The sequence below is a fragment of the Dictyobacter kobayashii genome, from assembly GCF_003967555.1.
Classification (GTDB): Bacteria; Chloroflexota; Ktedonobacteria; order Ktedonobacterales; family Ktedonobacteraceae; genus Dictyobacter; species Dictyobacter kobayashii.
The window spans coordinates 22,352-38,087 of the sequence record NZ_BIFS01000001.1 but is presented as its reverse complement, the minus strand read 5'-3'; the positions used below and the strand labels follow the sequence as shown (position 1 = coordinate 38,087).

The 15,736-nt window shown below is 44.9% G+C and carries 9 protein-coding genes and 2 pseudogenes; 5 read left to right on the top strand and 6 right to left on the bottom strand.

The window, feature by feature from the left end:
- Positions 1 to 78 precede the first annotated feature (78 nt).
- On the top strand, positions 79 to 573 hold the full coding sequence (locus EL645_RS00180; protein WP_218031636.1) for a methylglyoxal synthase: 495 nt from the start codon (positions 79 to 81) through the stop codon (positions 571 to 573).
- A gap of 216 nt (positions 574 to 789) precedes the next feature.
- Here the strand turns inward: EL645_RS00180 and EL645_RS00175 are convergent.
- Positions 790 to 1,945 (bottom strand): annotated as a pseudogene (locus EL645_RS00175) (RNA-guided endonuclease InsQ/TnpB family protein); the annotation flags it as partial.
- A gap of 154 nt (positions 1,946 to 2,099) precedes the next feature.
- Positions 2,100 to 2,504, bottom strand: coding sequence for a PPOX class F420-dependent oxidoreductase (locus tag EL645_RS00170; protein ID WP_126548176.1), 405 nt, complete (start codon positions 2,502 to 2,504; stop codon positions 2,100 to 2,102).
- Positions 2,505 to 3,313: 809 nt separating this feature from the next.
- On the opposite strand from EL645_RS00170, the gene EL645_RS00165 reads away from it, so the two are divergent.
- The 3 genes from EL645_RS00165 to EL645_RS00155 all read left to right on the top strand — a co-directional run bounded on the left by EL645_RS00165 (position 3,314) and on the right by EL645_RS00155 (position 6,634).
- Positions 3,314 to 4,201 (top strand): alpha/beta fold hydrolase, encoded by an 888-nt coding sequence (locus EL645_RS00165; protein ID WP_126548175.1) that lies wholly within the window; start codon positions 3,314 to 3,316, stop codon positions 4,199 to 4,201.
- Between the two features lie 116 nt (positions 4,202 to 4,317).
- Positions 4,318 to 5,919, top strand: a complete 1,602-nt coding sequence (locus EL645_RS00160) for an alpha-amylase family glycosyl hydrolase (RefSeq protein WP_126548174.1) — start codon at positions 4,318 to 4,320, stop codon at positions 5,917 to 5,919.
- A gap of 322 nt (positions 5,920 to 6,241) precedes the next feature.
- The gene (locus EL645_RS00155; protein WP_126548173.1) at positions 6,242 to 6,634 is read left to right on the top strand and encodes a PPOX class F420-dependent oxidoreductase; all 393 of its coding nucleotides are present in this window, start codon (positions 6,242 to 6,244) and stop codon (positions 6,632 to 6,634) included.
- Positions 6,635 to 6,727: 93 nt separating this feature from the next.
- On the opposite strand, the gene EL645_RS00150 is transcribed toward EL645_RS00155, so the two are convergent.
- A complete protein-coding gene (locus EL645_RS00150) occupies positions 6,728 to 9,085 on the bottom strand; it encodes a phosphoketolase family protein (RefSeq protein ID WP_126548172.1) in 2,358 nt (785 codons plus the stop codon).
- 443 nt (positions 9,086 to 9,528) lie between these two features.
- Between EL645_RS00150 and EL645_RS00145 the strand changes: the two genes are divergently transcribed.
- The gene (locus tag EL645_RS00145; RefSeq protein WP_126548171.1) at positions 9,529 to 9,843 is read left to right on the top strand and encodes a hypothetical protein; all 315 of its coding nucleotides are present in this window, start codon (positions 9,529 to 9,531) and stop codon (positions 9,841 to 9,843) included.
- Positions 9,844 to 10,009: 166 nt separating this feature from the next.
- Here EL645_RS00145 and clpB read toward each other — a convergent pair whose 3' ends face one another.
- The 3 genes and pseudogenes from clpB to EL645_RS42170 all read right to left on the bottom strand — a co-directional run bounded on the left by clpB (position 10,010) and on the right by EL645_RS42170 (position 15,721).
- Complete coding sequence (clpB, locus tag EL645_RS00140; protein ID WP_126548170.1) at positions 10,010 to 12,625, bottom strand: ATP-dependent chaperone ClpB; 2,616 nt, start codon at positions 12,623 to 12,625, stop codon at positions 10,010 to 10,012.
- 226 nt (positions 12,626 to 12,851) lie between these two features.
- Positions 12,852 to 14,743: pseudogene (gene dnaK, locus EL645_RS00135) on the bottom strand (molecular chaperone DnaK).
- Positions 14,744 to 15,250: 507 nt separating this feature from the next.
- Positions 15,251 to 15,721 carry a Rossmann-fold NAD(P)-binding domain-containing protein gene (locus EL645_RS42170; RefSeq protein WP_246035230.1) on the bottom strand — a complete coding sequence of 157 codons (471 nt, stop codon included), beginning with the start codon at positions 15,719 to 15,721 and terminating at the stop codon, positions 15,251 to 15,253.
- Positions 15,722 to 15,736: the final 15 nt, after the last annotated feature.

Here is a 15,736-nt window from a genome sequence, read left to right as displayed (position 1 = left end):
ACATCAGTATATGGACTCTTTTTAATATTGTTGGTAGTATGCTTATACAAACACAACATTGAATAGAAGGAAGCACATTTGAGCGAAAATATACATTCTCCATTCATAAAAGAAGGGCGTTATAGCATTCTCACGATTGATAAAAAGAAGAGAATCGCCCTGGTCGCGCACGACAATAAAAAAGCGGAACTGATCGAATGGGCGCAGGAGCACCGAGAGATCTTAGCCCAACATATGCTCTACGCCACCGGGACCACAGGTTCGCTACTAGAGAGTAAACTGGAGTTAGAAATTCAATGCTTCCAGAGTGGTCCTCTAGGTGGAGATTTGCAGATAGGAGCTGGTATCGCCGAAAGAGAGATTGATGGCTTAATATTTTTTTGGGATCCTTTAGAGGCACAACCACATGATCCTGACGTCAAAGCGTTGTTGCGCATTGCTGCTGTATGGAATATTCCAGTAGCCTGTAATCGAGCGACGGCAGATTTTATTATTTCATCACCATTAATGGCAAACACCTATGACCGTCTGCTACCACTTTCATACGAAGCCTATATTCGTCGCATGCAGTAAAACCACTAATAAGTATGTACTCGTGGAATCACAAAGAGAGTACCTCCAATGGACACTTAAAGTAGGTGTTCTCTTTGTAATACTGTGGCATAGGTAGAAAGCGAATCTGCTCCAATTAATGTAGTAAAACGTATGCAAGCATAGTCCTACACCTCTTGTTGTTGCTGCTTCATCCTCAATCGCCTCAAAGCCGAAGCTTTTTTGGTCTTCCATCCAGTCCACAGCCAATTTTGCGTCTTCGTCCGAGCCAGTGCCGCCGACGGCTTGATCCATGAGCCCGATCAAGCGAAGGGCTTCGTCTAAGATATTCAAACTGGCATTATGATCACGATCCTGGGGAACGTGATGATAGGCACAGTCCGCATTTTGACAGACAAACAGACGATCCGACAGGTCCATGTCCTCCCATCTCCACCCACACCCATGACAGGTTTTTGACGACGGAAAGAAGCGCCCCACCTTCACCACCTGTCCACTACGCTGCTCCACCTTGCTGGTGAGCAGTGACAACAACGTCCCAAGCGCTGCGTCGGACAACGAACGAGCCAGGCAGCGATTCTTGAGCATCCCTTTGAGGTTGAGGTCTTCGATCCCGATGATCCCATAACAGGTTGCGAGATGGGTGCTCACTTTGTGCAACAGATCCTGGCGTAAACAGGTGATGCGGTAATGCAGTCGTGCCACCTGACGACGCGCTTTCTCACGATTCTTGGAACCTTGAACACGACGGTGCAGCCGTTTGTTGGCCTGACGGAGCTTGTGGAGCGACGCTTTAAGGAATGCTTGGTTCTCGTATCCCTCTGCGGTACTCAACGTGACCAGTCGGTTCAATCCGACGTCGATGCCGACGGCTGCTGCTCGCTTGAAAGATGGTTCCTGGGGAATCTCGACCGTGATGCTGATGAACCACCAATCAGCGGTTTTGCTCATGCGCGCCCCCATAATTTTTCCGTGGAAACGCAGATTCTCCGCCATATTGACCCATCCGAGCTTGGGCACCCAGACGCGATGATCGCCCAGTTCCAGTTGATCATTGGCCAGATAAAAGCTCGCTTTACTGCGCTTTTTGCTTTTGAAGCGGGAGAGCCGGTGCGTTTGCCCGTCTTGAGGCCTTCAAAGAAAGCAGTAAAGGCCTTGCCCAGATCAAGAAAGGGCTGATCGGAGGCGTTTTTTGTCACCTCCCAGGTCCAGGGAAACTGCACACGCCTGATCGCATTGAACTGTTTCTTGAGCATCAAGGCTGTGGGAGTGTCGCCCGCTTCCATTCAGCCAGCGCCCAATTCCAGCAAAAACGGCTGACGCCAGCCGCTCTGGCGAAATAGGCCTGTTGTTCCACTGTTGGATGCAAACGGATTTTATGTGCTCGAATCATCCCCTCTCCCCCTGGACACATCAAGAGCCTGTCATGCAACGTATGATAGAACATATTTTCTTGGCTGTCAAGCCCCACGACATGTCTGCTTTTTTCCATCGTCTGCCCATGTTCTCTCACTTTTTTGGCAACTGTTACTAACCTCTATTGCTGGTCAGACCGATCTACTATTTGGATGATAAGGATCAGTGTCGATGCCCCAGGAAATGATTCTTTGAGGGGTGAGGCGAATAAATTCTGCATCTACATTTTCGTTTTGAATGATTTCCTGACCACCTTTTTTTATAATTTCTGCTCGACCACGTACCTCAATGCCTCGAGGTTGCCATGGAGGAAGGACATCGTCAACGACAAAGGCAGCGAGACCATTCCTCAACACATTGCGGTATTTCAGGCTTTTCATCAGATTATAGCCTGCGATATCAATGGTTCCCAGTTCAGCATTAAAGCTAAAACCTACAGGAACAACATGAGGAGCACCGGTTTGATTGATTGTGGCCAGACGGCCCAATTTTTGATCCGCAAAGTACGCTATTTCAGCTGAAGTAAATGTGTTCAATATTTTATTCTCCTGTTAATGTGTAGATTGGTCCAACCCATGATATAAAAAGGATCTGAGTCAAGCAACGTTCATATTATGCTCCGCAGAGCCCAGCAGGGGCTTGCAGGTCGCAAAGAAGCCGAGGTGAGTTGGATGTTACCTCTTTGAAGTTCGCTGTATGATTGTGTGTCAAAGTCAGACTAACCGGGGAACCGACATGGCCAGTAGTGCTTTTGAGGACAGTTCCATAAGCGATATCCCCTTGAGTATGTGTAAATCTAAGTTCCATGTGGATGCCAGAAATAATATTATTACCCTGTATTACATCACATGGTGGAGCCGAACCCGTATTGCACCAGATATAAGCACGGGCAGTATAAGTTGCATATCCATTAGATTGAATAACCAATGCTGCACCATGACTATACCATGTACCAGTAAAAGCCTCTAGTTGAAGATCTGGACCTGTACCCATGCTAGTAGTGTATGGAAGCACTTTTGCATGGGTAGTTTGTATTTCTGTGCGGCTACTTGTAAAAAAGAGCGAAATGAATAAGATCATGACGCTAAACGCAACAATGTGTAGAGGAATGAAATGATGTTTCATAAGCTGTGCCTGTACTTGAAAATGAAAGGGGACATCTCACAACAGTTGCGATAATAAAAGACATCTTACAGGAACGTTAGCCCTCTTAAAGATAGTATACTCCTAAAGTTTATATGCTCGCAAAAAAGAATCGCAAGAACGCGTGTTATAATATGGCAAGGTTGTGCTTATCCACGCGATTAAGAATGAAACGAATGCATGCAAAGGGGCAAGAAAGAGTATGACGCACTATAATGCAGATATACCTGGAGTATGGGGAGTGTTAAAAGAGGATGGAACCTCTCAGTGTAAAAGCGAGCATATAACCTTAAAAGACAATTGCCAATTATTCCTCCGCTCCTGGCAAAGAGAGAGCACCGATGTGCTCTTAATACTCCATGGTTTGGGTGGACATGGAGGATGGTATGTTGACATGGCCAATGAATTATTTATGCGAGGCCTAAGCGTTTACACCGTGGATCATCGAGGATTTGGGAACTCACATGGTCAACCCGGGCATATAGATGCCTATCAACAATACGTTCAAGATATAGCCGAGATTATAGTAGAAATTCATAAACGGCATCCAGATGCCAGAGTCTATATCCTCGGTCATAGTATGGGTGGAATCTTTGCCACCCATGTTGCGGCAGCCTATGGACATCTCCTGAATGGTGTCATTTTCCTGAATCCCTGGATACGTGACAGAAGTCAACTGTCGTTACGTACAACCCTCTCTATTCTGATTGGTGGGATCTTCAAATCGCGTCGTCTTTGGCGTGTGGGAGGCGGGCACGAAGGGATGACAGCAAACAGTGAAGCCGCACGGATGTTAGAAGAAGATCCCTACTGGGTGAGGGACCTCACCGCGACTTTTCTCGTACAAATATTGCGCATGCGTTTAGAAACGTTAAAAAAAGCCAGATCAGTCACAATTCCCTCGTTAGTATTACAAGCGCAAGGAGATAAAGTTGTTGTTATAGCAGCCGCTCAAACCTTTTACAACGCTTTAAAAAGTACTGATAAAGAATGGAAAACCTATCCAGATTGGTACCACGATACCGAATTCGAGGCGGATAGAGCATTACTCGACAATGATATTGTAAGATGGATAGAAGCACATCGATAGAAAGCTATGATGTGACCTGATACGCATCCATAGCTGGCAGCCAATTTTTGTACTTAACAATGGTGCCAGTTATGGATGAATAATATAGTTCAGTATTTATCAAGAGGTACAGTTGTATGGCACACGCATATGAATGGTGGCAGACTGGTGTTGTTTATCAGATTTATCCACGCAGTTTTATGGATAGCAATGGGGATGGTGTAGGAGACCTGGTTGGTATCAATCAACGACTAGATTACTTAAAATGGCTTGGGATTGACGCAATATGGTTATCACCCATTTATCCATCCCCAATGGCTGATTTTGGTTATGATATTGCGAACTACACTGATATTGAGCCATTATTTGGAACGCTCAATGATTTTGATGCCCTATTGCACAAAGTTCACCAGCAAAACATGAAACTCATTCTAGACTTTGTGCCTAACCACACATCTGATGAGCATCCCTGGTTTGTAGAATCCCGTTCCAGTCGAGAAAGCAGCAAACGAGACTGGTATATCTGGCATGATCCAGCGGCTGATGGAGGCCCACCCAACAACTGGACAAGCTTTTTTGGAGGATCAGCCTGGCAGTTTGATGAAATCAGCGGACAATATTATCTGCATATGTTTGATGTAAAGCAGCCAGACCTCAACTGGAGAAATCCGGTAGTAAAAGAAGCAATGTATAATGTCCTGCGCTTCTGGTTAGATCGGGGTGTAGACGGTTTTAGGGTGGACGTAATATGGATGATGATCAAAGATGCCCAGTTTCGAGATAATCCAAACCGTCCTGAGTGGAAGCCAGGTGACCCTCCATACGCAAGACAAGAAGGTCGCTATACTGAAGATCAGTCAGAGGTACATGAAATTATCAGAGAAATGCGGGCCCTGGTTGACAGCTATGGGGAACGTGTCTTTATTGGGGAAATTTACCTACCTGTCCCACGCTTAATGAGTTACTATGGAGAATTTTTAGATGAAGTACATCTACCATTTAATTTTCAATTCATCGAGCTCTCGGCCTGGAACGCCAAAGCTATCCGTACTTGTGTAGATACCTATGAAAAAGCCCTACCAGAAGGAGCGTGGCCGAACTGGGTACTTGGCAATCATGATCGATCTCGTATTGCCAGCCGTGTTGGCAAAGAACAATCTCGTATCGCCCAGATGTTGCTACTCACATTGCGTGGGACACCAACATGTTACTATGGGGATGAACTAGGCATGCAAAATGCCATTGTCCCGCATGAAATGATGCATGATCCACAAGGCAAGGATAATCCGATCCATAGTCGAGATCCACAGCGTTCACCAATGCAATGGAATAGTCAGCCCGGGGCAGGTTTTGTCAAGCCTGGCATTGCCAGTTGGTTGCCACTGTCTGAAGATTACCAGCAGGTGAATGTACAAAGTGAGCAGAATGATGCGTCCTCTCATCTCATATTCACTAAAACATTACTCACATTACGGCGTGCCATTCCCGCCCTCACAATTGGCAGCTACACCTCAGTAGATGGAATGCCAGAAGAATGTTTTGTATATGTACGAGAGCAAGAGGGGAAACGTTACCTGATAGCATTGAATTGTTCTGCTGAGGAGCAAAAGCTATCACTTGCTCATATCAAGCAAGGCAATATTTTGCTATCGACATTGCTTGATCGCAATAGCCAGGTCGATTTAAACAGCTTTTCACTACGTGCAAACGAAGGCTGCCTTATCGAGATTGCTGATTAAATAATAATCTTCTGGTCGCGTTAGAGCTTATCTACCATAAGCATCCCTGCGTTATCTGCAATCAAAATGAGTAAGTAGGAAAGGGGACCGTGCAATTATCCCTTATTGCGCGGTTCCTTGCTTGTCTAGAAAACTACCTTATTCGTGAGCAAATGTTCTCAGAAGAGAATTAAAAGATAAAAAAATTTAAGTAAGGAATAGATTGCTACTGAAATATGTTTAAGTGAGGTAGAGGGGCAAAACATTCTTCGTTTTTGCTAAATTGCCATATCCATACATATGGTAGTAAGAAAAGCCTCTAATTACTTAAAGGGAGAATAAAATGACTCAGATATCTGAAGATTATAAAGATTTATTAAGCACAACTGCCCTGGCGCATATTGCCACTATTGGGCCTGCAGGAGAGCCTCAGACCACGCCAGTCTGGTTTGATTGGGATGGGACACATATCCTATTTAGTCAGACCAAGGGGCGCCAGAAATATAAAAACCTGCAGCGGGACCCTCGTATTGCGCTTTCAATCGTGGACCCCACGAATCCCTATCGCTATTTAGAAGTGCGTGGCCGTGTCGTACGTGTAGATGAAGATCCAGACCTGCGTTTTATTAACTCGATGGCCAAGAAATACATGGGTGTAGATACCTATCCTAATCACCAGCCAGGTGATGAGCGTGTTGTAATAGTCATCGCGCCAGAACATACTACAAAAATGTAATGTGTATAAAGTAGTTACACATTATAATAGTGGACAGACCCTTTTCATATTTGTGAAAAAGGTCTGTCCACTATCTTTTGAATGCCATTAACTCTAGTCGGTCCAAACCCAGTTGGCTATCTCAGGCATATCCTCCAGATGCTCACGAACGTAAGAATAGTGCTTTTTCAACATATCATTACATTTCTCGATAAGGGGAGGGGTAAGGCTATGTACCCGAGGAGCACGTTTCATGGCTTCTATACAAAGGTGATAGCGGCTCATACCATTTAGTACCACCATATCGAAAGGCGTGGTTGTCGTACCTTCTTCCATAAAGCCACGGACATGAAAGCGTGGGGTATTAGGGCGACCATGAATAACCTCATGAATAGCACGCTGATAGCCATGGAACGCGAATATCACAGGCTTGTTAGTAGTGAAATGCTCGATAAAGGCTGCATCAGACATACCATGAGGATGGAAGTAAGGTGGATAAAGAGTCATCAAATCAACCACATTAACTACACGTACCTTCATTTCCGGAATATGGTGGCGCAGCCAATGAGCGGCAGCGATGGTTTCTAGAGTAGGCACATCACCAGCAGAAGCCAACACTACATCAGGTTCTAATTTATCGTCATTGCTTGCCCACTTCCAAATCGACAGGCCGCGATTACAATGATCGACCGCCTCATCCATATTCAAGTATTGCAAATGAGCCTGTTTATCAATCACAATCAAGTTTACATAGTTGCAGCTATGTAAACAATGATCGGCGATAGAAAGCAAGCAATTAGAATCTGGTGGTAGATAGATACGGGCGACTGTCCCTTTCTTAGAAAGGACCGTATCGATAAGCCCAGGACCTTGATGGCTAAAACCATTATGGTCATTGCGCCAACAAGTTGAAGTCAAAAGGATGTTTAATGAAGAGATAGGAGCTCGCCAGGGTAGTTTTGATCCTTCTTGAAGCCACTTTGAATGTTGGACCGTCATTGAATCCGAGACCATCGCAAAGGCCTCATAAGTAGCAAAGATGCCATGACGTCCGGTGAGCAGGAAGCCCTCTAGCCAGCCCTGGCACAAATGTTCGCTCAACACCTCCATCACCCGGCCATTGGGAGAAACATGATCATCAATTGGAATGATTTTCTCGACCAGGCAACGATTTTCAACGTCGAAGACATCCCCCAGGCGATTGGAATTGGTTTCATCGGGGCAGAAAAGGCGGAAATTGTGTACTTTGGAATTGAGTTTATAGATGTCGCGCATCATTTTACCGAAAGGTCGTGTAGATTCCTGACGCTGCGTAGCAGGTTTTTTCACCTCAAATGCATAGTTATTATAAGATGGTATCTCTAACTCAACCCGCAATTTTCCGCCATTGGCATGGGGATTTGCACCCATGCGGCGATCACCTTTGGGAGCCAAATCCGCTAACTCTGCAATTAAACGCCCGCTATTATCGAAAATCTCTTCAGGCTTATAACTACGCATCCAATTTTCGAGGATTTGAAGATGTGCTGGATTTTCCCTTACATCTGCAACTGGCACCTGGTGAGCACGGAATGTGCCTTCTATAGGGAGACCATCAACTTCCCTGGGTCCAGTCCACCCTTTGGGGGTACGTAAAATGATTACCGGCCAACTAGGACGCTTTGAAAAACCATTCTGTCTGGCATCTGCTTGATAAGCTCGAATTTTTGAATAGCATACATCCAAAGTATCAGCAAAGGCCTGATGGACTTTCATGGGTTCACTGCCTTCGACATAGAACACCTCATAACCATGTCCAGTAAGCAGCTTTTGAATCTCTTCATCCTCAGCGCGGCCCAGCACGGTTGGCCCTGATATCTTATAGCCGTTAAGATGAAGAATAGGAAGGACCGCGCCATCACGTACAGGATTTAAAAACTTAATGCCCTTCCATGCGCCTTCAAGAGGAGCAGTTTCAGCTTCGCCATCACCAACGACGGCAGCAACGATCAAATTGGGACTATCAAAGGCAGCGCCAAAGGCATGTGAAAGCACATAACCTAATTCCCCGCCTTCATGTATAGAGCCTGGAGTGGTAACGCTTACATGGCTAGGCACGCCTCCTGGAGATGAGAATTGCCGAAAGAGGTGTCGCATCCCTTCCACATCTTGAGTGACCTGAGGATATACTTCAGTATAAGTACCTTCGAGGTATACTTGAGCAATGATCGCTGGTCCGCCGTGCCCAGGGCCTGTCAGGTAGATCATATCGATATTATTATCCTGGATCAGCCGGTTCAAGTGCGTGTAGATAAAACTCAGCCCTGGAGAGGTTCCCCAGTGGCCTAAGAGTCGTGGTTTGATATGTTCAGGTCTGAGAGGCTGTTTGAGAAGAGGATTTTCTTTTAGATAAATTTGACCGATAGTAAGGTAATTGGCTGCGTTCCAATATTTGTGCATCCTTAATAAGCGTTCCTGGTTAACTTTTGGCATTGTAGCTTCCATTATAGTAGCCTCCATTGTAAAAGGTACAAAACCGAATGAGCGTATCATCTGGTTATGCTACCTGGATGATCCTTTGGAAAAATACCTACTAGCGCTAATTTAGCCCGAGTTATCTTTTTTTGCTTCCACCATAGATGCATGATTTGAGATGAGTAATAGCGTCTCAATGAGACCCATGGATGCGACGCAGGGAGTAAATCTCCCATATATCTAGTAGAATAGTAGATAGAATAAGGCTGTAGCGTCCTCCAAAGGATGGATGTAGATGGTGGAATTCATCTCTTTGGTGACAGATTTATACTTAAAAAGATGAAGGATTGCACATTCCTTTATTATTTAATAGTATAAATCTGTCTGGAGAGTCCAAGGAGGCACGTGTGTTCAAGGGAATTTTTCGATTATTTTTCGCTTTGATATGTAGCGCTTTTGTAATGACATCCAATGTTGCATTTGCACATCCTATTGGTCAACAACATGACTCTAACATTATTGTGCAGACCAATACGCAAACTATTCCCAATGCTACTGCCGCTGACATTGCGGTTGTGTGTCCTTTCGGCAGGATCGCTATTGGTGGTGGTGGGGCTATTGGTACTGGTGGAATTCAAGGTGGCGCTATTACAACCACAGGACCATTTCCCGCGACTATGTTGAATAATCCTACTGGTTGGCATGTCATTGTTACTAATTTATCAGGTGTTGCACTGCCAGGAACTGCATGGGTGCTTTGCGTCCCACGCAGTTAGCAGTAAGTCTATTATAGACGAATGATGAAAAAGAGTAGTGGCTGATTTCTGTCTACTGCTCTTTAATTTAGCCCGACTCAAAGCAAGACCACATGCATAAACCGTTTATGCACGTGGTCTTGCTTTGAGTTTATTTACCACTGGGATGAGCTAAGTTTACTACATTTTATCCGTGTGCAACGGATACTTCCTGAGACGGAGTTTTTATGGGCTCTATTACAAGCTTGCCATCCCTGACATCAACCTTAATAGTATCTCCGTCATGTATCGTACCATTAAGGATATCATGTGCAATGCGATTTTCTATTTCTCTTTGTATGACTCGCTTTAGTGAGCGCGCACCAAATTGGGGATCATAGCCCATTTCAGCTAACAAATCCAGTGCAGCATCTGTTAGTTGCAATGACATGTGGCGTTCAGCAAGTCGTGGTTGTAACCGATTGATCTGAATACGTACAATATCTTTCATCTGTTCACGTGTGATTGGATGGAAGACCACAATTTCATCAATACGGTTGATAAACTCGGGCCGGAATCCCTCATCACGGAGACGCTGGCGTACCCTGCGTTGAACCTCATCTTCATCCAGCCCCTCAAGTTCCTGAAGCCAGGTAACCCCAACATTACTTGTCATAATGATGACTGTGTTTTTGAAATCGACGGTGCGTCCTTGACCATCAGTTAAGCGGCCATCATCGAGTAGTTGGAGCAACGTATTAAAAATCTCTGGAGCAGCTTTCTCGATTTCATCGAAGAGTACAACACTATACGGTCGACGACGTACTGCCTCAGTTAATTGTCCTCCTTCTTCGTAGCCAACATAACCGGGAGGAGCACCAATCAAACGTGACACACTATGCTTTTCCATATACTCTGACATGTCTATACGGATGAGTGCATGTTCATCATCGAAAAGAAATTCAGCAAGTGCTCGCGCCAGTTCCGTTTTACCGACACCTGTTGGTCCCAGGAAAAGGAAGCTGGCTAGTGGGCGGTTGGGATCTTGCAAACCAGCACGTGCTCGGCGGATCGCATCTGAAACAGCTTGCAATGCTTGTTCTTGTCCTACAACGCGCTGCCGTAAGCGATCTTCCATATGAACCAGCTTTTCGATTTCTGCTTCCATGAGCTTAGATACTGGAATGTGTGTCCACTTAGAAACAACTTCAGCAATATCCTCAGCATCGACCTCTTCTTTGAGTAAGCGCTTTCCCTTTATATTGGTAAGTTGTGCTTCTATTTCCTGGATTTTTTGTTCAATTTTGGAATAGTACTGACGAAGCTCAGCTGCCTTCTCGAAATTATAATCACGTTCAGCTTTTTCAAGCTCAACTTGTGCCTGTTCCAGCTCCTTAGTCAGGCGTTGCATCGTCTCAACTGGCCCACGTTCACGTTCAAAGGCTTGTTCCAGCTCATCCAATTGCTCTTGTAAGGTAGTGATTTCTTGTTGAACTCGGGCCAGCCGCTCCTTACTTGCTTCATCAGTTTCTTTTTTTAGTGCTTCTAATTCAACTTGTAACTGACGAATGCGCCGATCTAGATCGTCGATCTCAGTAGGCGTACTATCTAACTCTACGCGTAATCGGCTAGCTGCCTCATCAATGAGATCTATTGCCTTATCTGGTAAGAAACGATCGGTGATGTAGCGATCAGAGAGAACAGCTGCTGCTACTATTGCGCTATCGGTGATACGCACTCCATGATGAACTTCGTAGCGCTGTTTCAAGCCTCGTAAAATGCTGATCGTATCTTCAACTGAAGGTGGCTCGATTATAACAGGTTGGAAACGGCGCTCAAGTGCCGCATCTTTCTCTATATACTTACGATATTCATCCAGAGTAGTAGCACCGATGCAATGAAGCTCGCCGCGTGCCAGCATCGGTTTCAGCATATTTGAAGCATCCATCGCACCTTCCGCAGCTCCGGCACCAACTAAAGTATGTAATTCATCGATGAAGAGGATGATGTTCCCTTCGGAACTTGTCACTTCTTTCAGCACTGCTTTTAAACGATCCTCAAATTCTCCACGGTACTTAGCGCCGGCAACTAATGCACTCAGATCAAGTGCAATAATCTGCTTATTGGCCAGAGATTTAGGGACATCACCACGCACTATGCGTAATGCTAATCCTTCAACAATAGCCGTTTTACCAACGCCTGGCTCCCCTATCAATACAGGATTATTTTTTGTACGCCTGCTCAAAACTTGAATAACGCGGCGAATTTCCTCATCGCGTCCAATGACAGGATCGAGCTTGCCTTGCATAGCAAGTTGTGTCAGATTACGACCATATTTCTCTAATGCCTGATATTTTCCTTCTGGATTCTGGTCAGTCACACGTTGTGCCCCCCGAATTGAAGTCAGAGCTTGTAATACATTATCGCGTGTAAGTCCTGCTGCCTGTAAAACACGAGGTACTGCACCATCGCTAATATTAAACATTGCTAGTAATAAATGCTCTACGCTAAGATACTCATCATGAAAGGTGCTCATTTCGCGCCAACCATCTTCCAAAACCTTGCGAAGGCGAGGTGAAATACCCGGTTCATTGCCTCCGTAAACTCGAGGCATGCGTTCTAGTTCTTCATTAACAATGTGCTGTGCTGTAGTGAGATTACCTCCTACCTTATTAATGGTTTGTTGTATTACCCCACCTTCTTGGGCAAGTAGAGCAGCTAACAAATGTTCAACCTCCACTTGTCCATGGTTATGGTCTCTTGCAATCTGAGCCGCATCACTAACTGCCTCGCGAGCTTTCTCAGTAAAGTGCTCAATGTTCATTTCAAATCTCTCTTCTTGGGTATTTATCCAAACATTGGCGATAAGACAATGTTTGCCTAAGCCGTTACTTACATGTACACAGCAAGCGTTTTGATGTATTGGAAGAAAGTCTGCTCTGATTGGGAGATTACATTGTATTGTAGTAACTCAGAAGACATGCCTTTTTCCTAAAAGGGGCCTTGTCATGAACAAGGCCCCTTTTAGAATGAGCATTTATTAAATGAAACTAGACTTCTCTGTATTCACCTTCGACAGTTCCCGTATCACTATCTGATGTTGATGCGCCCGCTGAAGTTTCTGTACCTGCAGATGTTCCAGCTTGACTATAGACATCAGGATTAATGCGTTGTGTAGTGGTTTCCAGTTCATTTGAAGCGGTACGAACGCGTGTAATGTCATTACTTGATAAAGCATCACGTACTGCCTTGATTTTTGCTTCTATTTCACTACGCAAGTCTGGGGAAGCTTTTCTCCTACATCTTTCAGCGTTCTCTCCGCCTGGTAGGCCAGACTATCTGCACGATTTCGTGCCTCGATCTCCTCTCGATGTTGACGATCCTCTTGAGCATGTTGCTCTGCATCTCGTACCAATTGCTCTACTTCATCCTTAGAGAGACCGCTAGATGCTGTGATAGTGATCTTTTGTTCTTTTCCGGTGGCTTTATCGCGCGCCGTGACATTCAGAATACCATTAGCATCAATATCAAAGGCCACTTCAACCTGCGGTACACCACGAGGTGCGGGGGCAATACCTTCTAATCTGAAGCGTCCCAAGCTCTTATTGTCGCGAGCCAGTTCGCGCTCACCTTGTAGTACATGGATGTCTACAGCGGACTGATTATCTTCTGCAGTACTGAAGACTTCACCCTTACGCGCCGGAATGGTTGTGTTGCGATCTATTAATTTGGTCATTACTCCACCCATAGTCTCAACACCTAGGGACAGAGGCGTCACATCAAGTAGAAGGACGTCTTTCATTTCGCCCTTTAATACTCCTGCTTGTATTGCTGCTCCTACTGCTACTACCTCATCAGGATTAACTCCTTTATTGGGTTCTTTTCCAAAGATCTTTCGAACCAAATCTACTACTGCTGGCATACGGGTTTGGCCACCAACTAAAACCACTTCATTGACATCGCTGGCCTTGATACCGGCATCTTCAAGCGCTTTTATGACAGGACCACGTGTTTTCTCAATTAGATCGCCTACCAATTGCTCTAACCTGGCTCTCGTCATTGTAATAACCATATGCCGTGGTCCACTGGCGTCTGCAGTGATGAATGGTAAATTGATCTCCGTTTGCTGTGAGGAAGACAATTCAATTTTGGCGCGTTCTGCTGCTTCTTTTAAACGCTGAATTGCCATACGATCTTTACTTAAATCAATTCCTTGATCTTTGCGGAACTCGTCGATCAACCACTCTATAATGCGTTGATCGAAATCATCTCCGCCCAGGTGGGTATCGCCGTTGGTAGCCTTGACTTCAAAGACGCCCTCACCCAGTTGTAAGATTGAGATATCGAATGTTCCTCCTCCAAGATCATAAACGGCAATAATTTCATCATGCTTTTTATCCAACCCGTAGGCTAATGAAGCTGCTGTGGGTTCATTAATGATGCGTAAAACCTCAAGCCCTGCAATTGTGCCTGCATCTTTAGTCGCTTGGCGTTGCGTATCATTAAAGTAAGCTGGCACTGTAATTACGGCTTGAGTAACACGTTCACCTAGTTTTGCTTCAGCATCAATTCTTAATTTTTGTAGAATCATAGCTGAGATTTCGGGTGGGCTATATTCACGTCCACCCATCACCACACGAACGTCTCCATTGGGAGCAGATGTAATCTTATAAGGTACTATTTGCATCGTGCGTTGGACCTCAGGATCGGTGAATTTGCGCCCCATAAGTCGTTTTATAGAAAAAATGGTATTCTCGGGGTTAGTTACTGCTTGACGTTTTGCAACCTGTCCAACTAGCCTCTCTCCACTTTTCGTTATAGCTACAACTGAAGGTGTTATTCGTGATCCTTCGCTGTTCTCTAAAACAGTTGGTTCACCAGCCTCAATAACAGCCATTGCTGAGTTGGTTGTGCCCAGGTCAATGCCAATTACCTTTGCCATTGCTTCTTACATCCTTTCAGGGAAAGTCTTGTTAAGACCGCTTCTCGTCAGAGTTCAGAATTTTTGGGTAACGCAGATACATCATTTCTGCGAAACGATGTGATCGTTGTGTTTGTGGTGCGTAAATATAGTTATATGTTGTTATTTGCGGGATAAAATTATTTTGCATGTGATTTCTAAAATTTGCTTGATGATTTGAAGGACTATGTGTAAATCAATTGATTTGTAATTTTATTAAAAGTTTATAAGTGAGAAATAAATTGCGAGGTATTTTGCGAGGTGGATTTTTAGTGCGCATTTATACTAAAGAATTAATATTGGATATTTATTGCGGTGGTGGAGTGTTTTCCTGATACTTTGTGACATTATCACACATAATTTGTTATAGCATCTATTTTAATGTGACTTTTTTGATCATTGCATAGAGTATACGATAATGGCGTTCTTTTGTCAAGTATTTATGTTTATCTCATCTACTATTGATAGAGATAGCAACATATTTCCTATTTATATGAGTATTTTGAAAGAGAGGTAGTGTTCTATTTCTGAAATGACGAACGTCTTTCCAGCTTTCTCTCTCTGGTCACTGGCAAGTTCTATAACGGCCCTGGCGACATCCTCTGTTGTTGGCCTGGTTGCCCGATTTTTGATAAAATCGGCAGGTGAGAGATCGGGAGGGGAAGTGTACACTCCAAGAGCCGCGCCACTGGAGATGAGCAGAACGGTCGCCCCCGCGGGAAGCGGTATTGTCAATGCTGCCTGCGAGAAAAGCAACGACATCTTGACACCGCTGTTCCAGATGCGCGAGAACTGTTCCCAGTGCTGTTCCACCAATGGTGCCATGTGAGGGATAGAGCTCGCACAGACGACCAGAATATCTGGCAGCAGCGTCGCGAACACCTTCGCAGGAGTGCCTTCCGTGCTGGTTCTGATACAAAAGCGCATAACGAGCGTGAGGGCTGCCGGATTCCATACCATATGTCTCCATCGAGT